This window comes from Streptomyces sp. TLI_146 (assembly GCF_002846415.1).
Classification (GTDB): Bacteria; Actinomycetota; Actinomycetes; order Streptomycetales; family Streptomycetaceae; genus Streptomyces.
On record NZ_PJMX01000001.1, the window covers coordinates 289,917 to 312,549 of the forward strand.

Here is a 22,633-nt window from a genome sequence, read left to right on the forward strand (position 1 = left end):
ATGGCACACGAACGTCAGGACATCTGGGTCGACTTCGGGCTCAGCGGTCTCACCAAGTGGTTCCACGGGCCGTGGGGCGGCGAAGCGACTCCGCACGAACTCGTTGCGGCCGCTGCCGACTGGGGCAGCGGTGTCTACGCCTTCACGCTTTCGGAGGATGCCCTCCGACTGCTGCAGTCACCACTGCCCACCCGAGTGATCACCGTTCTGTGGTACGCCGCGACAGGTGGGAATTACGACCTCGACCGCCTCGGGATGGACGGCCGCGCATGGCTGCGCCAGATCGTGGACGTCTGCGCCGAACGAATTGGCCAGGACGACCCGTCCTTCACGCCCGGCGCTCCAGGGCCCGCCCGTGACGAGCTGAGGGAGGAGGTTTTGGCAGAGATCCGGACGGTCCGGCCTGGGGTGGAAGCCGCCACCGGAACCCACCCCTATCACCCCGTCTCGGACGTGGTGTCGGCGTTGGAGCAGGTCGTCACCCAGGTCGACCCGGATCTGGGGTTCAGGCTCTTCCTACGGATCATGAAGGTCTATCAGGTTCCGATCAGCGAATCCCGGTACGACCGGTACCACGAGCTCGGCCAGCGCTTTAGCTATAACGAGTTCCTCGTCGACGACGGGGACCTCTGCGTCAAGCCGGACCTGGACTGACGGGCACACGTCACAACGGCGAGGGCGGCACCCCGAGTATTTCGGAGTGCCGCCCTCGGCTGGTGCCACAGCCACCGGGGCTGGACCGCCGCAAACACTGATTCCTAATGCGGTCTGTCAAGCCGCGAGAACCGTGGGTGGGGTCGCCTCATAGCACCGTCCGTCACGCAAGAGGGCCCAGAGCACATTGACGCGGCGGCGTGCGAGCGCGAGGACGGCCTGTGTGTGACGCTTGCCCTCGGCTCGCTTGCGATCGTAAAACCGGCGGGACTCGGGGCAGTGGCGGATGCTGAACAACGCCGAGATGTAGAAGACCCGTTGGAGACGGCGGTTGTATCGCTGCGGGCGCCGCAGGTTGCCGCTGACCTTCCCGGAGTCGCGAGGCACCGGAGCGACACCGCCGAAGCCGGCGAGACGGTCGGCGGTGCCGAAGAGGTTCATGTCGCCGCCGGTGGCTGCCAGGAACTCGGCTCCGAGGATGATGCCCAGACCGGGCATGCTCGTGATCACCTCAAAGGTGGCGTGGTCGCGAAACCGTGCCTCGATAGCCTTGTCGAGCTCGGCTATCCGCTGGTTGAGGGCCGTCACCTCCGTCGCGAGTGTGTGCACCAACTGGGCGGTCAGCTTCTCTCCGGGCAGGCTGGTGTGCTGTCGCTCGGCGGCCTGGACGGCGATCTCGGCGAGCCGGTCAGCGCGAAGTACGTGCCGGTTGCGCAGCCAGGTCTCCAGCCGTTTGCTGCCGATCCGGCGGATGGCAGCAGGGGTCTGGTAGCCGGCCAGCAAGGTGAGCGGGCCGGTGTTGGTCACATCCAACGCCCGTTCCAGTCCGGGGAAGATGCCCGTCAGCTGGGCACGGAGGCGGTTGACAGTCCGCGTGCGGTCGGCGACCAGGTCCGTGCGTCGGCCCGTGAGGATCTTGAGGTCGGTGACGGCTCCGTCGTCGGCGTGTAAGGACTGCAGATCACGGCGGACGCGGACCTGGTCTGCGATGACGGCAGCGTCCTTGGCGTCGGTTTTGCCCTCGCCGCGGTAGCTCTCGGATGCACGGTGGATGGCTCGGCCGGAGATGTAGTGCACCGGCTGGTCGTGGCTGAGGAAAATCGCGATGGCCAGGGCGGCTCCGCCATCGGCCAGGTCAATGCCCCAGGTCACCTCGTCGCTGAGAGCTTGGACGTCGGCGAGGAGTTCGAGCAGTTGGGGTTCGTCGTTGGCGACGCGTCGTGACAGCAGCCGGCGGCCGCTGTCGTCGATCGCGACGCAGTGGTGATGGGTCTTGCCTGCGTCGATGCCGGCCCAGATCGCGGCCATGTGGTGCCTCCGTGCGGTGTGCTGCTGGTTCCTCCTACGGACGACCTCGCTGTCGATTCCCTACTCAGCGATCATTCGCAATTCCTAATTGGCAGCCGAGTCGTCGTGGGGCACCGGGCGGCCAATCAGTGAGAGCCACAAGCGGCAGAGCCTTTTCAACCACACCCGGTGCCCCTGGGTGAGTGAACCATACGAAGGGCTCACCGCCTCCCGCAGAACAATGTAGGGAGCCTTTTCCAACCTACCTATGAGGCACGGCAGTTGTGCTGATAAGGTGATGAAGCCCCTGGTAGATGGGTTTTCGATCAAGAGAACCATCCCCCAGAGGCTTCACATGTTTGTCTACCCGTCGGGTGTCGACGTATCCAGCTCTGCCTTCCAGTTCCTCTGTCAATGGCCATCTCTCGTGCTCCCCGTCGGCGGCCGTTCTGTTTCCCCGTCTGTGGCCGTCGAGTGCGGCTCATCCAAGATTTCCGGATGCTGTTGGTGATCTTCGTTCGTCCCAGTGAAGGCCGGTGGTGAGGTCTTCCGTCGGCGTGCCGAGCGTGCTCCGCTGGTTGCAGCGGGGTGGTTCGAGCGGTCGGAGGGGTGACCGCGATGGCGATGGGGTCGAGTTCTGGGCGGGTGATCCCGCCGTTGACGGTGCGGATGGCGCGGGCCAGCAACCCGCGGGGGACCGCGGCGATGTGGGTGCGTGACCGGCTGGACGAGCTGTTCACGGACGAGGATTTCGCTGATTGGTTTCCGGCCGACGGGAGGCGGGGGCTGTCGCCGGCGCGGCTGGCGATGGTGTCGGTGCTGCAGTACGCGGAGAACCTCACCGACCGGCAGGCCGCCGAAGCGGTCCGCTGCAGGCTGGACTGGAAGTACTGGCTCGGGCTCGAGCTGGATGATCCGGGCTTTGATTTCTCGGTGCTCAGCGAGTTCCGGGACCGGATGGCTCAGGACGGTCGGGCGGATCGACTGCGCGCCGTGATGATCGAGCACATGGTGGCGGCGGGCCTGGTCAAACGGCATGGGCAGATGCGCACGGACTCCACTCATGTACTGGCCGCAGCAAGGAAGTTGAACCGGGTGGAGCTCGTCGCGGAGACTCTGCGGGCCGCGCTGGAGGAACTCGCCGCCGCGGATGACGCGTGGCTGGCACCGATGGTCACTACCGGATGGGCAAAACGCTATGGGCGTCCGGCCCGCTACGGCCGGCTGCCCAAGGCGAAAGAGGACTTGGCCGCGTACGTGTTGCTGGTCGGTGAGGACGGCATGCGGCTGCTCCGCTTGGTCTACCAGGACGGCGCTCCGCCCCGACTGCGTGCGCTGGTGCAGGTGCAGGTGCTGCGGCAGGTGTGGATCCAGCAGTACTGGTACGACGCGGACGGCCAGCTGAGCTGGCGCGGCCCGAAGGACAGCCACGACCGGCTCAGCCGACGCGGTGCCCCGCGACGCCTGGACGGACCGGGCGAGGGCAGCCCGGGCATCGGCACGGCGCGGTTGCCCTGGTCGAGCACAGAGACCGTCACTCCACACGACGCCGAGGCCCGCTTCGCCCACCGGCCGGGCAAGGCGGCCTGGGTCGGCTACAAAGATCATCAGACGGAAACCTGCGACTCCGACGGGCCGAACGTCATCGTCCACGTCACTACCCAGACGGCCCCCGAACAGGACATCTCGACGCTGGAACCGATCCATCGCGCCCTGGCTGAACGGGACCTGCTGCCGGCCCAGCACCTCGTCGATGCCGGCTACGTCTCCCCGGCCGCCATCCCGCAGGCGGCTGTCGACCACGGCGTCATGCCGCTCGGGCCGGTACGGCCGGGCTCTCCCCGTCTGCGCCACCCCGGCTTCGACAAGCAGGACTTCCACATCGACTGGGACCAGCACACCGCGACCTGCCCACGCGGCGTGACCAGCCCACCCTGGAACGACACCCAGATCGCCGGCCAGCTCGGCCACTCGGTGCTCTTCCCCCGAGCCGCCTGCCGGGCCTGCGAGGACCGGCTCTCCTGCACCGGCAACACCGGCGGCCGCGGCCGCCATCTATTCCTCATGCCCCGCCCACAGCAGGAGATCCAAGACAGGGCCCGCGCCGAGCAGGAAACCCTTGCCTGGAAGGCCCGTTACGCGATGCGTGCGGGCTGCGAGGCCACCGTCTCCGAGACCGTCCACGCCCATGGCCTGCGCCACTGCCGCTATCGCGGGCTGGCGAAGGTACACGTTCAGCACGTCCTCACCGCCGCCGGAACGAACATCATCCGGCTCAGCGAGTGCTTCCCGCCCGGCACCACACCCCCACGCACCCCACGGCCACTCACACCATTCCAACGCCTCTGCCAGAACACCGAAAATCCGCCCGCCGCTTGATCGAACGAAGATCACCAACAGCATCCGGAAATCTTGGATGAGCCGCACGAGATGGCCATTGACAATCCCCCACCAACACCCCGTAACACCGTCCAGGGATCTCCAACCTCGCCCTCCAACCCTTTGGCACTGACGGCAGTCGAACGATCGCCCCATTCACAGCGCCCAGAAGCCTCACATGACCCTCCCGCCTTCCACCGACCTCCCCCAGCCCGAGGCATCCCGGCTTCCTCCCGGCGCAGCCGAGCTGCTTGAAGGGATGACCGAGGAACAGACGGCGTTGACTCTTGGCCTGGGAGTGCTCGTGCAACGCGCTGCCGAAACCGAGTACATCCTGCACGGCCTCTACGCCCACCTCGGTGGCGTCGAACGACCCTATACAGACAAGCCCAGCGCCCCCGTCTCACACTTCATCGACAACGCCAAGCCCCGGCTGGCCGCAACCCCCAACGACCAGATCCCGGACCAAGCCCGTTCCGCATTGCTGCACGACCTGAACCGATGCAGGGCCAGCTTCGATGCACGCAACCGGTACCTCCACAGATGCTGGGTGTTCGACGACGAAGTGCACGGATGGCGGACCGTCAAAGGAACAAAGGGCCTCAGCCGCCCAGAGATCAGTCTGGTCTCGAGCGATGACGTGTGGGACCCGGTCCGTGAGTTCGCCCGCCTGCGAGACAAGTTGATCGCGTGGGACGCCCACTTCTTCGGAACGCCCGACGATCCGGATATGGGGCTGTCTCCGACATCCTTGAAGCATCTGTGACACCAGTCCCTTGGGTGGCACGCAGCAGGCCCACCAACCGGAACTTCACCCCGGCTGATCGCTTCCACCCTCAGTGGCCCGCAGGCTCTGGGGAAGACTCCCTGCGGCGCTGCAATCGCCGTCCAGCTCAGGTTCGCGCGGCTCAGGTTCGCGCGGCGCCGGCAGCCCGTCAGCAGACCAACCACGGCCCGGCGCGTCACCGGTCCGAGGCAACCCAATCACCTCAACGAGGGGGTACCTGCGCCTTGCCCCGGCCTGTCCGCCCCTCAGGGCTGCGTCGCCTGATAGCCCCGCGGCGCGCCCGGACCGCCTTCTCTGACTCCGTCCTGTCACAGGCGGCACGCACCCGTGACAGGTTCTGCTCGATGATCTCCCGTGTGTCCGGGGGCAGTTCACGCCCCCTGAACAGCGGCACCAGACGGTTGGTGGAGGCCATGAACTTGTGGCAGGTGCCCACCAGGTCCAGGAACTCCAAGGTGCGGTCGATCGCCCGGACCACCGGGGCCACTGGGCTCTCCTCCTGGTTCCTCATCGACTGCGGGCTGGGAGTCGCCGTGCGGACGCAGCCGCTCTATCTCCAAGGCGTCGTCCCCGATTTTGAACTGGATCTTCGTCTCGTCCAGGACCAGCTGACGGTCCTCGGCGACCAGCTCCTCGTACCGGGTGCGCGTGACGCTCCCGACCTTCGTACTCGCGGGCATGAAACCCACCCCCTGCGGTGCGGGGCGTCGACACTCCCATTGCCGGCGACAAGCCCCGGCCCCACCCCCGCAGCTCTACCCCGCCGACCGATCCACAACAACCCGTGGCCACAGCTTGCGTGTACCGGCCTTCCAGTTCAGGTTCTTAGGGGGCGGCGTCGTCACCGGAGGACGAAGGCCTGGTCAGCCGCTCGGACAGTGACAACACCACAGCCAAGACCGCGAGATGACCCAACCCGGGCGCGCAGTCCAGTGGGCAGGAAGATGCCCCGCTGGGGTTCCAGCGGGGCATCCATGGGAGCTGCTCAGCGCTACCTCATCGCCGATCGGTCCGGCTCAGCCGCAATCGTGCGATGCCTGGACAACCCGGCGGCCTTCGCCGAGCGCGTAAGTACCGAAATCAGGGGCCAGGACCTCCATCGCCCCTCGGGCCGCGGCCTCCACGTCCCATACGAGAACCGGATACTCGCCGTCGGAGTCTGGCTGCGAGGAGTCGAGAACGACCGTTCCCCCCATGCCGTCGTACTCCACGGCAATCAAAGGATGCGGCATGCCCCATCGAACGCGTGCGTCCAACGTTTCGTAGGACGAGCCCCAAAGACGATCACCGCCTGCCTCAGTCTGGTATACGCCGAGGAACCCGGTTCCCCCGATATCGCAGGTTCCCAATTCCTCGAGGAGTCTGCGGTAGGACGGGGGGAACTTCAGGCCGAGATCGTTCTCCGCCGCAGCGATCATTTCCGGGGTGCAGCCATCCGCGTGGTTCGCGATGTCCTCACTGGCGCGCACCAGGTCGATGAACTCATCGACCGCTTCCACTGCCGCCGTCATCCGCCAAGCTCCTTGAGTCGATTCTTCCAGTACCGCTCCTTCCACAGCTTGAACTCCGGGCGGTCGATCCCGCTGGGGATCTTCGTGCCGGACTTCCAGTGCAACTGGTGACTGTTCTTGCTGTGCATGGTGGCGGTCACCTCGGCGATCGGACCGTCCTGTGTCTGCAGCATGTGATGCAGGATGATCCAGTCGTCGTTGCGTGTGTACGGGGTGAGCCCCTGCTTCATCAGCTTGCGGTTGCTGCGCCCGTACTTGTCCTTGGGGGAAACATAGTCCAGGTCGAGCAGGTCATCGCGCTGGTAGACACGCTGGTCTTCGAAGCTGGACCGCTTCCAGAATTTGCAGCCCGAGTTGTGCACCAGCGCGGTGGCCGCGCCCGCCTCCACAAAGTAGGTGTGGATGCCGTTGACGGATAGGTTGAATACCTGTTGCTGTTCGGACCAGGTCTGGGTCGAGGTGACCTTGACCCAGGTGCCCGATGCGGTGCGTAGAAGAGCCCCGGGCCGGACCTTTCCGGCTGGGGTCCAGGTCTTCTGGTCCTCGAGCCAGAAGGGATGGCCCTCCGTCGCGGTGACGGTGCCGGTGGCTTGGCCCTTGTCTCCGTCGGTGTCGACGGTGAGTTTGACCAACTGCTTGCTGCCGTTGCCGGTGATGAGGTCGTCAGCTGCCCGTGCCCCGGTCTCGCCGGTTACCGGGTCGGCCGCCAGGACTTGGTCGCCGACCTTGATGCTTTCAATGGGCTTGGTGGTGCCGTTGGCCAGGACCACCGGGGTGCCGGGGACGAAGCTATTGGTCTTGCACGCGGCGGCCATCGCCTCGTCGAGTCGCTTCGCCGAGGAGCCCTTGCCGCCGCCGAACAGCTTCTTGGTGTAGTTCCAGAGCTTGCTGCCGCCCTTGGTGGCCTTGCCGCCGTTGGCGACGCCGCCGCCCGGAATGATGCCGATGCAGGACGTGGCCGCGTCAACGGCCTGTCCCTCCGCGCCGTACCACACGCAATTGCCCGCATTGGCGGCATTGCTCAGAATAGGGATGTTGGTGCTGCCGACACCATCGAGGGTTAGGTGGCCGACGTCCTTCCAGAAGGTCCCCCAGTCGAAGTCCTCGTCGTCGGCCGCAGCAGCGAGGGCTTCCATCATCTTCTGGAATTCGGCAGCCTCCTCCTGCTGCTTTGCGTTCTCGCGCTGTGCCTTGGCCTCGGCCTCCTTCTTGTCAGCGACGATCTTCCACGCGTCAACGGAGGCCTGATGGGCCGCATCCTTGTCCTTGCCGGCCTGGGTGGCGTCAGCACGGGCCTGGTTGGCAGCAGACCATGCCTCGTCGGCGCTGGCGTGGGCCCATGAAGCGGAGTTCTCCGCGCGCGCCGCAGAGGCCTCTGCCTCGCGGGCCGCGGTGTGAGCCTCTGCCTCAGCCTGGCGGGCACGCTTGGCAGAGGCCGCGGCGTCCTTCGCCGACGCCTCCGCCCGGTCGGCGGACTTCTCTGCTTCCCTGGCGAACGTGTCGGCCTGCGCGGCAAACTCCGCTGCCAGCTTCTTGTACTTCTCGGCCTCAGTGGCGGCCGTCTTTGCCCAGGCAGCGGCCTCCAGGGCCGTGTGTGCGTCCTTCTGCGCAGTCGCTGCGATGCCTGCGGCTTCGGCGATCAGGCGCTCGACCTGGGCCACATGGGCCGCGGCGAGGCCGTCCTTGCGCTGGGCCATGTACTGGCCTGTCTGGATGAACGCGTGCAGCAGCTGTGGCGGGCCTTCCAGCGCGATGCTCGCCGCGGCCTTGACCTCAGGTCCGCCGCTGCTCAGCAGCTGGGTGGCGCGCAGCCGTTCATCGGCGGCCCGGGACGCGTACTGCCCCTCGGTGAGGAACTTCAGCAGGGCTTGGGGGGAACCGTTGTCCAGCGCGGCCTTGGCGGCGCCCTTCACATTGGTGCCGCCCATACTGCTGGCCTGCACCACCTTCAGCTGGTAGTCCCCAGCAGCGGCTTCATGCTGGCCGGTGCGCAGAAACTCCTGAACGGTCTTTGTATCGCCGCCGAGTGCCTTCTCGGCCGCCTGCTTGACCGGCGGGACCAGGCCTTCCTCGGCCAGGCGCGCGACGCGTGCCCGGTCGTCCTGCTCGGCCGCGCGCTTCCAGCCCGAGCGTACGTATTCGCGTACCTCCTGGTCGGAGTCGGCAAGGGCGACGGCGGCGGCGGTCTGGCTCCAGGGGCCGCGTGCCTTCATGGCGAACATGGCCAGCTGACGGCCCTTGGCGACCACCTGGTCGTCCGGCACACCAGGCTTAGCGGCATCCTGTGCGAGCTGGGCCGCCTGCGTGTCGAGGGCACTGGCTTCCTTGACCGCCTTGGCCTCGTCCGCCTTGCTCTTGTCATCTTCGGCCTTGAGGTCCTTGGCCCGCTGGACTGCCGCCGCGGTGCGGGTGGCGAGGTCCGCTGCTTCCGCCTTGCCTGCCAGTTCATGTGTCTGGCGCGCAGTCCTGACCGCCCTGTCCGCGACGGCTGCGGCGGCCTGGGCGGCCTCGGCATGCGTCTTGGCCTCTACTGAGGCTTTCCCCGACTTTTCTGCCTCGTCGGCGGCCTTGTCTGCTGCGGCAGCTGCATTGCGGGCATGCTGGGCGGCCTCCTGGGCTGCTGCACGTGCCTCCTTGGCCGCGGCGGCGGACTGGCGGGCCAGCGCGGAGGCCGCCCTGGCCGCCCGGGTCGCCTCGTTCGCGTACCGCTTGGCACGGGCGGAAGCCGCCCTAGCCTCGGCCGCGTGCTCATCGGCGACGCCGGCGAGCTGGCTCGCTTCCCCGGCGGCGTTGGCTGCGGCGTCCGCGTTGGCGCCGGCGCGCACCGCGGCGTCCGCGGCGTCTCCCGCCTCGGTTGCCGCTATGCCGGCCTGCGTCGCCGCGGCCCCGGAGTCGTCGGCGGCCTTCGCCGCATCCCGGGCTCGCTGGGCTGCCTGTCGCGCGGTCGAGGCCTTGGTCTTGTCGTTGGCGGTGTCGGCCGCCGCACTCTGGGCCCGGGCCGCGGCCTGAGCCGCACCGGCTGCCGCCGCGGCCGCCTGCGAGGCCGCACTCGCTGCGACTTGGGCCGACTGGGTCGCCTTGCGTGCTGCGGTGATCGCCTGCTGGGCGGCTTGTGCCGCGCCATTCGCCGCCTCTGCGGCCTGATTGGCCTTCTGCGCTGCCAGCGTGGCGTTCGCACCGGCTTGCGCCGTCTCCTTGGCTGCCTCTTCGGCCGCCTCCTTGGCGAGCTTCGATGCCTCAACTGCGCGGTCGGATGCCTCCTTGGCCTCGTCGGTCTCCCGCTTGGCCTGCTGCCCTGCCTCCTTGGCCTGCTGCGCAAGCTGTTCGACGGTGGCGCGCTCCTGATCCCGGGCACGGGCTACGTGCTGGCCCACCGCGATGAACTCGCGCACATCGTCGGCCGAGCCGGACAGTGCCAGCTGCGCTGCCTGCTTGGTCGCCGGCCCGCCGGTGCTCAAAATCTGGGTAGTCAGGAGCCGGTCGTCCGCCTCCAACGCCTTCTTCTGCGCTGTCTTGAGGAACTCGCGGACATCGTCGATCGAGCCGTTGAGGGCCTGCTGCGCGGCTCCCCTGACCACAGGGCCGCCGGTGCTGAGGATCTGGGTCACCTGCAGACGCTGATCTGCCTCCAGTGGCCTTTCCCAGCCGTCCTTCAGAAAGTTCTGCAGACTCTGCGGTGTCTTGAGCGCCTCGGTCGCCGCACCCCGCACATTGGGACCACTGAGCGAGATCATCTGCACGGTCTCGAGATAGTCGTCCGTGTGCTCGGCAGCGGGCTTTTCGCTGTCCAAGAAGCGCTTTACATCGGTGTCGGTGCCCAGCAGAGCCGCTTCTGCGGCCAGCCGCACAGCTGGACCGCCGTCCTTCCAGAACTGGACCACCCGGCCGCGGTCCGTCGCCGGAATCGGGGTGTTCCCCTCGTCATCATCCGTTCCCTCGACCGCATGGGCGGGAGTGATCCCGACCAGGCCGGCAAGGAGTGCAAGCGGCAGTGCACCTGCGCACACGGCCCGTATGCCTCGCGGCGGCCACTTCCCCTTCGATCTCATCACATGGTTCTTTCTCGCTGGTTCAGTTGTCACCGAATTCTCGGCGCGGCGACCTTAACCGCCTCGACCTACGGGGATACGCGAGGTCGGCCCTGGACGCCAGCGGCCAGGCGTACGGGGTTTTAACTGCCGTGAAGCGGCTCGGGACCGAGCATCCGGCACGCTCTCACACACCAACTCGCCGCCGTTCACTGAAGTTTAGGAGTAGTTACGGGGCCCCATCCGACCGCCAGATCTCCCCTTGACACAGGTATAGGTATCTCCATGAAAGAGTAAAGAATCGTGCCCAACTTGTAACCTTGGAGCCCTCATTGGCTCACCTGCTGGCATAAGTGGTAAGTTCTGGGCCGCCTATGAGCCCGCCAATTCTTGCGGCTCAATCAAGGCTTTCTTCGAGCCACTCCTGAAAGGACCCTTGGTGACACTTCGCACCCGGAAGAGGTTCATCGCCCCCATAGTCGCCACTGTCGCCGCGATCGGCGCCCTCAGCGCCGTTGCCCAGGCCGCCCCGACCACCACTGCGACGGCCATCGCCAATACCGAGCCGCCCTCCGCTGTCGAGGACTTCAACTACCCCGGGGCGGACCGGATCCTCGCAGAGCAAGACCTCAAGCTTGGCAAGGGCGACGGTGGAATCCTCCTGACGGAATGCACCGCAGATTCCTGGAATATCAAGGTGGCGGCCATCAAGAACTGGGCCACTTCCGAGCACTGCTTCAAGACCCCAGGCAAGACCGGATACCTCTCACTGGAGGTCACCGGCACCTTCAGCATCCAGACCGCCGACCGCTCGGTGCGCGCAACCCTGACGTCCGAAGGCAAGAAGAAGACCGTCGACGCCCCGAAGGGCCTTGTGACGCCGGTAGGCGCCGGCGACATCCCGGGGGGCGGCAAGGACGCCACCCTCGTTGAACTCCGCGTCACCGGCTGACCCGAGCCGCTACCGCAAACCGGCAAGCCCGGGACTCCGCCACCCCAGCACCACGGGACGCTGCCCGCGACAACATGCGCGGCCAAGCGCTGCGTGAAGTCCGCGCATCTACACCACTCGGTCCCGACGCCGCTCACAGCCGAACTCTGCGCATTCTTGCGACCGCATGCCTCCCGCACGCGCACGCCGCACGCCCACTGGACGCCCCACAGTCCTCTTCGCCGGCTGCCTGTGCCCGGCCCCGAATTTCTTTGTTTAAGGACCCCTTAATGTCTGCACTGAGGTCACGCGCGGCGTGGACCACCAGCCTGCTCGCCCTCGCCACGGCCAGCGGTCTCGTCACCGCATCCCCCGCCGGTGCCGTCTCCGGCGACACCGTTCCCTCCGGCAGCTACGCCTTCACCGCGAAGCTGACCATCGGGGACGGGAAGCGCAGTTGTTCGGGTGCGCTGGTGGACGGGCAGTGGGTGCTCACCGCTGCCAGCTGCTTCGCCGACGCCAATGGCAAGGTGGCGGCCGGCGCGCCGGCGGAGAAGACCACCGTGACTGTGGACGGGCCGTCGTTGTCGGGGGCGGTCCCGGTCACCGTCCTGCGGCTCGTCCCACATCCGGACCGCGATCTCGTCATGGCCCAGCTGCGCACGATCGTGCCCATTGCATCCACGGTTCCGGCGTTCAAGGTGGACCCGATTGATGTCGCCTCGAAGCCGGTGACGGCGGGCGAGAGCCTGCGGGTGACCGGGTACGGGCGGACCAAGACCGAGTGGGTGCCCGATGCCCCGCACACCGCCACCCCCACCCTCGCCGGGGCCGACGACGCCACGCTGACCCTGGCCGGCAGCAACGGGCAGACCGCGGGCGTCTGCAAGGGCGACGCGGGCGGGCCCACCTTCCGCCAGACCAGCAACGGGCGTTACGAGCTCGTCGGCATCCACTCCCGCACCTGGGAGGCCGGCTGCTTCAACTCCGACGAGACCCGCGACCAGGCGATCGACACCCGCGTCGACACCGTCAGCTCCTGGATCCAGCAGACCCGACTGACCACCAAGTCGATCCTGACCACGAAGGTCGTCACCGGCGCCGACTTCAACGGCGACGGCCGCACCGACATCGCCGCCGTCATGACCGATGGCAGCCTGCACGCCTTCTACTCCGGCCCGGACGGGACCCTCGAATACGGCCGCGCACTGTGGAAGGACAGCACCTGGGACAAGGTCAAGCGGATCGTCGCCGGTGACTTCAACGGCGACGGCCGCACCGACATCGCCGCCATGTGGGAGGACGGTGTCCTCTACCTCTACCCGGGCCAGGCCGACGGCTCCCTCGGGGAGCGCACCAAGATGTGGTCCGACAACTCCTGGGGGACCATGCGCCAGGTCGCCCGCTTCAAAGCCGACCGAGGCGGACGCGATGGCCTGCTGGCCATCTGGGGCGACGGCTCCCTCTACGCCTACACCACCAACGCCAACGGCACCCTGAGCACCGACAAGCGCCGCATGTGGCCCGACAGCACCTGGGACGGCAAGACCCAGTTCGCCACCGCCGACTACAACGCCGACGGCCTCGACGACATCGCCACCGTCGCCCCCACCGGCGCCCTCCAGCTGTACGCCAACAACGGCAAGGGCTCCTTCGACGCGGCCCGCCCGCTGTGGCCCGACACCAGCTGGAAGAACATGCAGATCATCGCGGGCGGCGACTTCAACGGCGACGGCAAGGGCGACCTCGCCGGCCTCTCCGACGTCGCCTCCGGCCACCCCCTCACCCACCCCAACCTCCGCTGGTACCAGGGCGACGGCAAGGGCAACCTCACCTCCGGCCGCTCCATGTGGCCCACCCGCCCCTGACCGCTCGCCCACAAGCCCGTGGGTCGGCGCACCCATCAAGTGCCGGCCCATGGCAACCGTTTGTCGGGCGTAACCAAATGCCTAGAAGTTGGTCCAGTCTGTGCGGGGAGGAGAATTTACGGCGTAAATCTCGCCGACGATGGCGATTGCCCTGCCCGTCAGCCTGCCGAACTATGGCAGCACCCACGCGTTGAGCGAGCAGACGAAGCCCGTACGGAGACCTCGGGTTCACGGCACCGGCAGGACTCGGGAACGGTCAGCAGCGCAGACCGATGGTGCCCCATCCACGGCGCTCCGCTTCTATAGCCACCTCACCCCAGTCCGTGAGAAGGGCGGTGAACTCCTCGTAGGTCTGTCAATGGCCCTTACTTCTCTAGTGCGACTTCGTGTCGCACTCTCATGAGATCGGTGCCAGGGAACCGTAATCGGCGAAGTTGTGGCCCTCTTCAGGAAGGACGATGAAGACCCTGGATTCAGCAGGATCCTCCGCGGATGCCGCGTCGACGGGCAGGGCCAGCACGACCTTGCAGACAACGGCGGTTGAGCTTCTGACCGCTGGTGGACCGCGATCCCTTCGTACGGTCTGGGAGTGTGGAAGAAGCCCCCGCCAGGTTCTGGCGGGGGCTTCTTCCACACTCCGGGGTGGGCTTCACGGTCACCGGCCTCGCCGCCAAGTCCGACGGCACAGACGAGGCGATGCAGTGGAAGTGCAGGCCCGGCGGCGGCATGAGGATAGGCAGGCTCGACGCCGTCGCCGACGCGGACCTCTCGCACGATGACATCTCCGAGGCCAGGACCCAGCTCTTCTCCACCCAGGACAGGCCCCGGACCCCGGTCGGAACCCTGCGCCGCCAGAAATCGGGGGAGAACTACTTCGTGTACCGCTGGGGCCGGGGCGCGATGGGCCGCTACGACTGGATCTAAGCCGACGAGAAGGCCCCGGCCCGTACCGCACCTACCACCACCCAGAAGACGGCGAGCAGACCGACAGCGCCACCTACAGCAAGCTGACCTCGCGCCTGGCCGTACAGCTCGGCTGGGACGACCACGGCTACCAGCAGGCCACCCTCGTCTTCCACGGCCAGCCGTACTACTGGGACTCGGTGGCCTGGTTCAAGGAGACCCTCTGATCGACAAGTACATTCCCACGGTCACGGGGACACTGACGCTCACCGGGCCTGCGACCCTCAACCTCCCGGAGAAGCCCGTGATCAGCACCGAGGAGGTCAAGTTCAAGGGCACCGGGTCGAACTACCCGATCGACTTCACCCGGGACGTGCCGCTCAAGGACCTGTCGCCAGGCACCTACACGCTGTCACTGACCAACGCCATCAAGAGGGGCGGCTACTCGTTCGGCAGCAACGTCACGACCTTCACGGTGAAGGACCACATCGTCACCTTCACCGTGGGCGGCTGAACTCGGCACCATGGCCCCGGCCCACTCCGCGAAGGAGCGGGCCGGCACGCCCCTCAGGCGTTCGGCATCGTCGGCGACGAGATGTGATTCCGGCCGCCGCGTTAAAGCCGCGAGGAGCGCGTCGACCAACTTCCCGGAACGGCCGTCCGCGAGCATGCGGGCGCGCGACCCCACGGGGACAGGCTCGAAGCGCAGGTCGGGGCCGCTCCGTGGGGAGAAGAGCTCCGCCTGCGAGGCGGGATCGGTGGCCCCGCCGCAGCGGACGCAGCATGGCGCCGGGCGTTGGCGTTCGGCGAGCGGGACAACCACCCGCCGAAAGTCAGGCACGGCGTTCCACCCGGTCCTCGCACGGCAGCAGGTCCCTGGCCCTGCGCTCCATCAGGACCGGCAGGTAGGTACGCACCCGTGCGTACCGGAACCCCTCGTACGCCGTCCGTACCGAGCTGCGCACCACGGCGGCATCCAGCTGGGGATACGCCCGCATCAGCCGCTCAGCGACCGTGCGCACCGCCAGGCCATCGTCCGGATCCACCCTCATAGCCTCAGCCCTCCCCGGGAAACCGCACTCTCCCAGACTCACAGCGCGGTCCTTCAGCCAGGAAGCCGACCTTCCGCCGTAATACGCGGCGGCCCCGCAGCACACACCGGCCGAAACGCGCAGGCCCCTCCCCGGCCATCACTGCCGCCAGACCCTGCCGCGCTCTCGGGCGTCCATCCATCGGTGAGAGCGGTGCGGATGCTGTCAGCCACCTGGGCAGGCAGGATCGGGCTCCCTTGGGTGACGACCCGAAACAGGCACGGAAGGCCAAACCGCCCCGGTGCCAGCTAACCCTCGGCGCCCTACAGGCTGGCCATGGCCAAGGTGGTGACCAGCTGTCCTGCCTCAAGGTGGTGGGTGAGGTCGAGACCGCTGTCCATCATGGTGAGGACGGCGTGATGCCGGGCGGCGGGGATGGCGGCGATCTGGCTTCCGTCGCGGTTGACCCTGATGGTCGCCGGCTTCTTTCCTGGGTGGGTCAGGGTGACGGGCCCGTCTTCGGTGCCCGGGCCTACCCATGTAAGGGGGATGGTCGCGGGGCGGCCCCGCAGCAGTTCGTTGAGCGGGTTAGCCGGCGTGCTGACGTAGTCGAGGAGGTCCTCGACTTCGTACGTGTTGGCCTTGTACGCGGTGACCCAGCCGTCGATCTGCTGATTGGCGACCCAGGTGCGGAGCTCGCCGGGGCCGATGTCGGCCTCCGAAGCGGCCCGGCCGATCTGGTGGGCCAGGCGGCGGGAGGTGATGCCGGAGGTCAGCAGCGTGATGGCCTGCTCGGTGTCGACACCGTGCCGGATGTGCCAGGCCGTCTGTGCGAACAGGCGGGGTGTGGTGGGTGTTAGCAGGGGGTGGGTGTTGACGAGGTTGACCAGGGCTCCGGCTGTCCAGCTGATCGCGTGCTCGAAGGCCTGCTTGATGCTCTGGACGGTCAGCTCCAGCAGCCGGGGATGGGTCGGCATGCTGTCGGGCATCCAGATGCGGGCCAGTTCCGGGATGGAGGTGCCGGAGATCCAGTCCCGGACTGCGTCGTCGATCGGCACGTCGACGTTGAAGCTCTCGCTGTGCTGGCTGGTGAGCCTCCAGCTCCCGAGAGCCTCGGGCGTCAGGAGAAGGTCTTTGAAGGCGCCCTGCTCGGCAAGGAAGTCCAAGGTCTGGTCCAGCGGCCACTCGGGCGGCCCGAAGAAGACGCTGATCTCGTCCAAGGTGTCCTCGGGGGCCGCGTAGGCGACGAGTTGCTCGGCAAGGCGTCGGGCTACCTGGTCGAGGAAACGGGCGGATCCGATGCTGGTTCCGGTGCTGGCCCACCGGCGGGTCGAGACGGGGTCGGTGGCGTCGTAGACCGCGGTGACCTTCTCCGCGAGCGCCATCCAGCGGGCTGGGATCGAAGGGTCGTCGGCCTGTTCCATCGCAAGCAGCGACCGCACCGGGTCCAGCCGGTCGCCGGGCGCTTGGAGGGTCTCGGCGTGGGTCTGCAGGACCAGCCACACGAACGCGGCGAAATCGGCCGCGACGGTTCCCACCACGCCGAACAGGCCGTCGAGCGTGTCCTGTAGCTGCCCCTCGGCATTGGACAGCGACCGCAGGGCGTCTTCGCTGAGCAGTTCGGAGGTGGCGGTGAGCCGCTCGCTGTCGGGGGTGAGCGTCTCGAACTCCGCAACCCGGGGCGGGTAGGGGCGTGTGAGGATGATCCATCCCTCGCTCTCGCGCCCGGCCCTGCCGGCACGGCCGATGGCATTGAGCAGTTTCGCGGGACTGAGGCCGCGTTGGTTCCCGCGTGTGGGATCACCCTCGACCGTGTGATGGATGATGACGGTGCGCACCGGGAGGTTGACACCGTCGGTGAGGGTGGTGGTGCTGGCGATGGCCAGCAGGTCTCCGTCACGAAGTCCTTGTTCGACGGCGTGGAGGACGTCGTCGGGAAGGTCGGCGTGGTGGAAGGCGACGCCGTGGCGGGTGCAGTCGACCAGGGGATGCTGCTCTCCGAGGGTCTCGGCCAGGAACTCGGTGAGCGCCGCAGCCTCGGGGCGGACGTCCATGTGCTCGGCCATGGCGTGCGCGGCGTTCCTGGCGATGACTTTGCTGGCGACGACCATCAGGACGCTGCCCGCCCGGGTCAGGGCGGCGGCGCCGGCGGCGAACACCTTGTAGTCGGGGATGCCGCTGAGCTTGGTGGCAGCCTTCCACTGCCGGGAGTTGGGGGAGGCGTATGCCCTCGTGCCGACAGGCGGGACGGTAAGACCGAAGGTGTCGCTGTTGGCGGTCGGCCGGATGTCGAGCCGGGGAGCCACCGGCACAGTGGCCCGGGTGGTGGACGGCTGGTTCTTGCTCGGCTTGCGTGGAGTGCGCTCGGCCTGATCCTTGAGCAGCTGCGGGTACATGAGGCCGTGCAGCCGCCGGGGGCCGCGCCAGTCGTCGGTGAAATACACCTCCTCCGCCGGCCGCGTCGGGTCCAGCCACGACGCCAGGGCAGCTCGGTTGCCGACAGCGGCGGACAGCAGCACCAGCCGGATGTCGGAGCGGGTCCGCAGAAGGGCGAGCAGGCTCTCCAGCACGAACCCGCGCCGGCCCTGCGCGAGGTGGTGGGCCTCGTCAACGACGATGAGGCTGACCTCGTCCAGCGCGGTGCCTGGGTTGTTGCGGATCATGTGCATGAGCCGCTCCGGGGTCACGATGTCCACGTCCCCGACAAGGGAGCCGCTGCCGTCGGCGAGCGGGAAGTCCGGCTGCTCGGCGACCAGCTTGCGCTCCAGCAGCCGCAGCCGGCCCCGCAGCGCGCCCCGCATCTCCCGGCCCAGGCTGCGCATCGGCGACACATAGACCACGCGGCCGGGCTTCTGCGCCAGGTGGGAACAGATCACCAGCTGGGCCATCAGTGTCTTGCCCGCGCTGGTGGGCACGCTGATCAGGCTCCGGCCGGTGGCAGGGTCGACCGGGTTGCCGCGCTCCAGGCTCAGCAACTGGCGCTGCGGGCGCCACAGGGTCATCACCGGCGGATCGGACATCGCGAAGGTCCGGGCGACCGCATCGGGGGTTCCCTCCGGGAGCAGCGTGTACAGGCTGCTGGCGGCCATCTCGCCGCTCAGGCCGAGGAGGTGGGCCGCGACCCATCGGGCGGCCGGGTCGCTGCGGCCGGCCCGGCCGTCGAGCACGCTGCCCAGCAGGTTCCGTGCGTCCTGCAGGCGGTCCAGATCGCCGAACGAGAGGAACAGGCGCAGGTGGTGGACTGCTTCGACGACGGCTTGGGCAGGTCCATACATCGTGCCGGCGAGCGGATCGCCGTCCATCAGCCCACGGAGCTCCGCGAACTGCCGACGCCAGGCGGACAGGACCCGGTTCAGGTCGGGCCGGTCGAAGCCCAGGAACACGACGCCGGCCTCCAAGGCCAGGGTGTCGATGTGCGCCGGGAGCGAGGAGGTGAAGTTCACCAGGTTCTTGACCTGACGGTAGACGGCGGTGGCGTTGGGCTCCTGCTCGCACCTGCGGTACCCCGCCTGGGCGGCGAAGGCGATCCGCAGCCGCTCGGTGGGGGAGTGTCGCTCGTCGGCCAGGGCGAGGTCCATCACGTGCGCGCTGACCGCGAGAGCCTGTCGGGTCCGCATCGGGTCGAACCCCGGCGTCTCGGGCTCGACCGCGGCTAGTCCGTGCAGGAGCCACGCCGTCGCCAGCACGTCGTCGGGGATCTCCCGGTCGCTGCCGAAGGCGGCGATCTCCAGGTGCGTGATAGCCGTCAGCAGTTCCTGCGCCGAGGGCAGGACCCCGCCGGGGCGGTGTTCGCCGAGTGCGGTCGCGAGTACGGCTGGATCTAGAGTGCGGTCCACACGTACTTCCTCACCTCATGGGCGAAGCCCTCGAGATTGTCGATCGCCACCACCAGCCCCTGCAGCGCGCCGGGGTGTTTGTGGGTGGTGAAGTGTTTTTGCGCGAGGTGGAAGGCCGTCGTAGGGATCGCCGTGGTGTTCAGCGCGACGCTGACGCCGCCGCCCGCCGACTCTTCCTCATCGACCCACTGCTCGGCCAGGCTGCCCACGAACTCCCGGGCGTCATCAGCAAGCTCTTTGTCGCCCCAGGAGAGCATGCCCAGGTAGGTCGCTCCCTTGGTGCTGAGCTGCATCCAGCCGTTGCGGATTGCCCCGTCCGGCTGGTTCGCCTGTCCGGTGTACTTCTTCATCTCCCACAGACGGAAGGAGAAGCCCCGGGCCGTTCCGCTTTCCCGGTAGACGATGAGTCCGTCGCCGCCTCCGTCGTTGACGGCGGCCTTCGGCGGGCCGAGGATCTCCACGGGGCGCGCTGGATCCTCGGGCAGGTCGCGGGTCAGGAGGTACCACAGCCACTCGCCCACGTACCCGGCCAGCCCGTGATTGCCCTGCTTCTTCGCGGCGGCCGCTTCGAAGACAGGCTCCGCGAATGCCTTCACCAGGACGTGCTCCTTCCCGGTCAGCTTCGCCCCGTTCAAGGTGGCCTCGCGCCACACTCCGTAGGTCCGGGGGCGCCCGCCCGTGCGCTCGCGCATGATCTCGTCGGCGATGATCCACCCGGCGGCCGCACGGTCCTCGGGGCTGGCACTTAGGGTCACGACGAGCTCCCAGCGGCACGTCTGGTCGTCTCCTCGGGGCTCCCGTCGTACCAGGTGGGCCACCCGCCCACCGACGGCCGTCGCTCGGGCCAGCGCCTGCGCGGGCGAAACGTCCGCCACCCGAACCCCCTGCTCGTCCCCGACCACCCGCGCCATACCAATTGGTTGGGCGCTGGGGGCCGAGGCGGCCCTCGGCGAGACCACCCTACCGAGTGACGCTCTTGGCGCACCCATTGGTCGCGGGCGCCTTCCATCTGCAGACGGCCCTGTGCCAGGACGGCTGCGGCGTTAGTTTCCGCGCCAATCCGCGCACCGCGCACTGCCGCCATGCCGCCATGCCGCCATGCCGCCGACGACAGCACCGCCTACGGCACTGATGAGGCCGACTCCTCCCGCAATGACCGCTGCCCACCCTTGATCCACGGGTGCACGGTTGCATAGTGCCGAGGCGGCCGTGACTGCCTTTCAGAACCGCGTCCGAATTCGTGCACACCGCAGATCGAGCAACGCGCACTTCGACGGACCCGCGACAACCACAAGGGATTGCGCAGAGATTCGGCGGGTGGAGTCAGGAGCTGGCTGCCGCTATTGCGGTCGTTCCCTGCTGGGAGCGGGGGGTTTTCTCGCCGACGCGGCCGGGTTCGATGGTGCGGGGGTCGATGGCTTCGCCGGGGGCGCCGATCTGGTAGACGCCGTGGGGCTGGGTGTCGCGGTCGTGGGGCAGGAGGAAGAAAACGCGGCGGCGGTGCAGGCCGCTGTCGGGGTCGGCTTCGGCGTGCTGGTCGAGTTCGGTGTAGCCGATCATGCGCCCGTCGCGGTGGTAGCGGGGCTTGCCGCGCCGGCGGGGGGTTTTGTCCAGGGCCTGGCGGACGTAGTCGAGCGGCGTCGGGTCTTCCAGCCACACCACGTCGCTCTCGTGGCGCAGTTCGCTCTCGTGCAGTAGCGAGCTCACAGCTGCGGCCCCTTCCGGTCGGTGGTGCGGGCTGGCGTGTGGACGGCTGCCCGGGTTTCGTCGTACGTGCGTGCAACAGGGTGCGGCAGGGCGCGCGGTTCAGCCACGGCCGCCCCCGCCGTGCTGGTCGGGGTCGGTGTCCTCGGGCAGCAGGCCCAGGCCCGGGTAGTACTTCTTGCCGCTGGACCCTTGGTCATGTCCGCCGGTGAGGCCAGGCCCAGTTCACTGCGCACCCGGGTGGCGAAGGCGCGGGCGGTCGCGGGGCGGATGCCCTCCCCGGCCAGACACCAGGAGCAGTAGGCGCTGTAGAGGAGGCCTTGCTCGACGCGCAGGTCGCCGCTGTCGCCGACGGCCGGGTCGCGGGTGCAGCGTTCGGTGAGGAAGCGGCCGATGTGGTCTTCGGTGGGCCACCTCAGGGGCCGGGGCCCTGCCGAGGGGTTCGCCTGGCGACCATGACCGCCGCGATACCGGTGCAGAGACCGCCGAAAGCAGATGCGATCGCCGCTCCGGCAAGCGCGATATCCGTGGCACTGGTCGTCTCCCCACTGGCCTTCGCAGGCGGGGAGGTCTCCCCACCGTCCGTCTCCCCGCCACTCGTCTCGGAAGGAGGCGTCACCGCCCCGACCCCTCCGCTATCAGCGCTGCTTTCTGTCGGAACGGCCGTGGACGTGGGCGATCCGCTATCAGCGCTGGTCTCCGTCGGAACGGCCGTGAATGTGGCCGAGGTGGAATCGACCGGCTCGGGGAGACTGGAACGTTCCGGTCGGCCCCAGAGGAAAAGAACCAGCACGAGACTGGTGACCAGACAGAGCCCGGCGAGGACCGCGAGCCACGCGATCAGGCGCTTCCGTGCTTTCACTGCCATGGCATGCCCCTCGCGGACCTCTGGGTGACCGGCAAGATCCTTCCTACGTCACGAACTGCTCCGGCGCCGCTCGGCGCGACGGCGTGTCATGTGGGAAAACGCTTCTGCGACCCGGACGTGCTTCACGTCGCCCCAGGGCGGGAGCAGGTGGATTCAGCAATGGCCTCCATTGGCCGCCCAGGACGTCAGCCGGTTCGTCGAGCAGCGCCGGGGCGGGGCGCCCCGCGGGTTCTAGGGATAGCGCCGAGGCAAGCCCAGAAGCCGCAGGTACTTGATCTTGGCGGGTGGTGCTCGGTCCGCTCAACGTAGGCTGGCAGCCGGGAGTGCGTTGACGCGGTTCTCGTACCAGCGGGGGCCTTGCGCTGGGCCGGGCTTGCCGCGGTGCCGTCGAAGGCTGGCAGGGGCCGAGGAGTTGGCGGTGGACGGCGGGCGCGACAGTGACGCGAAGGGTGCAGCCCTGGCCGCGCCGTACGGTCACGCACTGGTCGAGCGCTGTCCGCTCGGCGGCCTCCAGTTCGGCGGCGCGGAGGAAGTCGGCGACCTTGCCCGGCATGTCGAGGGTAACCGGTAGCTCCGAGGCGTCCTTGTGGCCGGTGGTGTGCTTGGGCATGGGGTCGGCGACGGCGATACAGATGGCACCCTGTCAGAAACCGAGGCGCAGCAGGGCGACGGCGGTGGGCAAGTACTGGAGATAGTCCCGGCTCAGACGGCTACACGAGTGGGCGCAGCGTCCGCACGTCCGTAGGCGAGCACCTGGGCAAGGACCTCTCGGAAGCGGATGGTGTCCTCGGCCGGTGCTTCGATGACGGCCTCGATCTCGCCGTCGCTCAACCGCAGGTCCTCCAG

General features: G+C 68.0%; 17 protein-coding genes and 1 pseudogene. 8 read left to right on the top strand and 10 right to left on the bottom strand.

Annotated elements, in window-relative coordinates; all coding sequences use genetic code 11:
* Nucleotides 1-654 carry a hypothetical protein gene (locus BX283_RS01295; protein ID WP_101385839.1) on the top strand — a complete coding sequence of 218 codons (654 nt, stop codon included), beginning with the start codon at nt 1-3 and terminating at the stop codon, nt 652-654.
* Between the two features lie 117 nt (nt 655-771).
* Here BX283_RS01295 and BX283_RS01300 read toward each other — a convergent pair whose 3' ends face one another.
* Nucleotides 772-1,962, bottom strand: a complete 1,191-nt coding sequence (locus BX283_RS01300) for an IS110 family transposase (protein WP_101385840.1) — start codon at nt 1,960-1,962, stop codon at nt 772-774.
* Between the two features lie 597 nt (nt 1,963-2,559).
* On the opposite strand from BX283_RS01300, the gene BX283_RS01305 reads away from it, so the two are divergent.
* Both BX283_RS01305 and BX283_RS01310 read left to right on the top strand, forming a co-directional pair.
* Nucleotides 2,560-4,320, top strand: coding sequence for an IS1182 family transposase (locus BX283_RS01305; protein ID WP_257584213.1), 1,761 nt, complete (start codon nt 2,560-2,562; stop codon nt 4,318-4,320).
* A gap of 178 nt (nt 4,321-4,498) precedes the next feature.
* A complete protein-coding gene (locus BX283_RS01310; protein WP_101385841.1) occupies nt 4,499-5,086 on the top strand; it encodes a hypothetical protein in 588 nt (195 codons plus the stop codon).
* A 223-nt stretch (nt 5,087-5,309) separates the two neighbouring features.
* On the opposite strand, the gene BX283_RS01315 is transcribed toward BX283_RS01310, so the two are convergent.
* The 3 genes from BX283_RS01315 to BX283_RS01325 all read right to left on the bottom strand — a co-directional run bounded on the left by BX283_RS01315 (nt 5,310) and on the right by BX283_RS01325 (nt 10,625).
* Nucleotides 5,310-5,618, bottom strand: a complete 309-nt coding sequence (locus BX283_RS01315; RefSeq protein ID WP_257581677.1) for a DUF6192 family protein — start codon at nt 5,616-5,618, stop codon at nt 5,310-5,312.
* A 505-nt stretch (nt 5,619-6,123) separates the two neighbouring features.
* Nucleotides 6,124-6,618, bottom strand: coding sequence for an SMI1/KNR4 family protein (locus BX283_RS01320; RefSeq protein ID WP_101385843.1), 495 nt, complete (start codon nt 6,616-6,618; stop codon nt 6,124-6,126).
* Nucleotides 6,615-10,625 carry an HNH/ENDO VII family nuclease gene (locus tag BX283_RS01325; protein ID WP_180356998.1) on the bottom strand — a complete coding sequence of 1,337 codons (4,011 nt, stop codon included), beginning with the start codon at nt 10,623-10,625 and terminating at the stop codon, nt 6,615-6,617. The genes BX283_RS01320 and BX283_RS01325 overlap by 4 nt, the downstream gene beginning before the upstream one ends.
* 460 nt (nt 10,626-11,085) lie before the next feature.
* Here BX283_RS01325 and BX283_RS01330 point away from each other — a divergent pair, with 460 nt between their 5' ends.
* The 4 genes from BX283_RS01330 (at nt 11,086) to BX283_RS40345 (ending at nt 14,862) form a co-directional block, all read left to right on the top strand.
* Nucleotides 11,086-11,598 (top strand): hypothetical protein, encoded by a 513-nt coding sequence (locus BX283_RS01330; RefSeq protein WP_101385845.1) that lies wholly within the window; start codon nt 11,086-11,088, stop codon nt 11,596-11,598.
* 269 nt (nt 11,599-11,867) lie between these two features.
* On the top strand, nt 11,868-13,445 hold the full coding sequence (locus BX283_RS01335; RefSeq protein ID WP_101385846.1) for an FG-GAP-like repeat-containing protein: 1,578 nt from the start codon (nt 11,868-11,870) through the stop codon (nt 13,443-13,445).
* Between the two features lie 642 nt (nt 13,446-14,087).
* Nucleotides 14,088-14,369, top strand: a complete 282-nt coding sequence (locus BX283_RS01340) for a hypothetical protein (RefSeq protein WP_101385847.1) — start codon at nt 14,088-14,090, stop codon at nt 14,367-14,369.
* A gap of 283 nt (nt 14,370-14,652) precedes the next feature.
* Nucleotides 14,653-14,862, top strand: coding sequence for a hypothetical protein (locus tag BX283_RS40345; protein WP_180356999.1), 210 nt, complete (start codon nt 14,653-14,655; stop codon nt 14,860-14,862).
* 319 nt (nt 14,863-15,181) lie between these two features.
* Here the strand turns inward: BX283_RS40345 and BX283_RS01350 are convergent, their stop codons facing one another.
* From BX283_RS01350 to BX283_RS41275, 5 genes and pseudogenes are all read right to left on the bottom strand, one after another.
* A complete protein-coding gene (locus BX283_RS01350) occupies nt 15,182-15,394 on the bottom strand; it encodes a three-helix bundle dimerization domain-containing protein (RefSeq protein WP_143676335.1) in 213 nt (70 codons plus the stop codon).
* A gap of 308 nt (nt 15,395-15,702) precedes the next feature.
* Nucleotides 15,703-19,215 carry a DEAD/DEAH box helicase gene (locus tag BX283_RS01355; protein WP_101385849.1) on the bottom strand — a complete coding sequence of 1,171 codons (3,513 nt, stop codon included), beginning with the start codon at nt 19,213-19,215 and terminating at the stop codon, nt 15,703-15,705.
* A complete protein-coding gene (locus tag BX283_RS01360; RefSeq protein WP_257581683.1) occupies nt 19,200-20,090 on the bottom strand; it encodes a hypothetical protein in 891 nt (296 codons plus the stop codon). Before BX283_RS01360 ends, BX283_RS01355 begins: the two co-directional genes overlap by 16 nt.
* Nucleotides 20,091-20,538: 448 nt before the next feature.
* Nucleotides 20,539-20,922: a DUF6009 family protein gene (locus BX283_RS01365; RefSeq protein ID WP_101385851.1), complete on the bottom strand. Its 384-nt coding sequence runs from the start codon at nt 20,920-20,922 to the stop codon at nt 20,539-20,541.
* A gap of 99 nt (nt 20,923-21,021) precedes the next feature.
* Nucleotides 21,022-21,326 (bottom strand): annotated as a pseudogene (locus tag BX283_RS41275) (DNA primase); the annotation flags it as partial.
* Nucleotides 21,327-22,205: 879 nt separating this feature from the next.
* Between BX283_RS41275 and BX283_RS40350 the strand changes: the two are divergent.
* Nucleotides 22,206-22,358 (top strand): hypothetical protein, encoded by a 153-nt coding sequence (locus BX283_RS40350; RefSeq protein ID WP_180357000.1) that lies wholly within the window; start codon nt 22,206-22,208, stop codon nt 22,356-22,358.
* Nucleotides 22,359-22,489: 131 nt separating this feature from the next.
* Here BX283_RS40350 and BX283_RS42090 read toward each other — a convergent pair whose 3' ends face one another.
* Complete coding sequence (locus BX283_RS42090) at nt 22,490-22,618, bottom strand: hypothetical protein (protein WP_306822767.1); 129 nt, start codon at nt 22,616-22,618, stop codon at nt 22,490-22,492.
* Nucleotides 22,619-22,633: the final 15 nt, after the last annotated feature.

Bases quoted from the DNA above. Each gene is read 5' to 3' on its own strand.
- BX283_RS01295 (WP_101385839.1), top strand. From the start codon at position 1: ATGGCACACGAACGTCAGGACATCTGGGTCGACTTCGGGCTCAGCGGT.
- BX283_RS01300 (WP_101385840.1), bottom strand. From the start codon at position 1,962: ATGGCCGCGATCTGGGCCGGCATCGACGCAGGCAAGACCCATCACCAC.
- BX283_RS01305 (WP_257584213.1), top strand. From the start codon at position 2,560: ATGGCGATGGGGTCGAGTTCTGGGCGGGTGATCCCGCCGTTGACGGTG.
- BX283_RS01310 (WP_101385841.1), top strand. From the start codon at position 4,499: ATGACCCTCCCGCCTTCCACCGACCTCCCCCAGCCCGAGGCATCCCGG.
- BX283_RS01315 (WP_257581677.1), bottom strand. From the start codon at position 5,618: ATGAGGAACCAGGAGGAGAGCCCAGTGGCCCCGGTGGTCCGGGCGATC.
- BX283_RS01320 (WP_101385843.1), bottom strand. From the start codon at position 6,618: ATGACGGCGGCAGTGGAAGCGGTCGATGAGTTCATCGACCTGGTGCGC.
- BX283_RS01335 (WP_101385846.1), top strand. From the start codon at position 11,868: ATGTCTGCACTGAGGTCACGCGCGGCGTGGACCACCAGCCTGCTCGCC.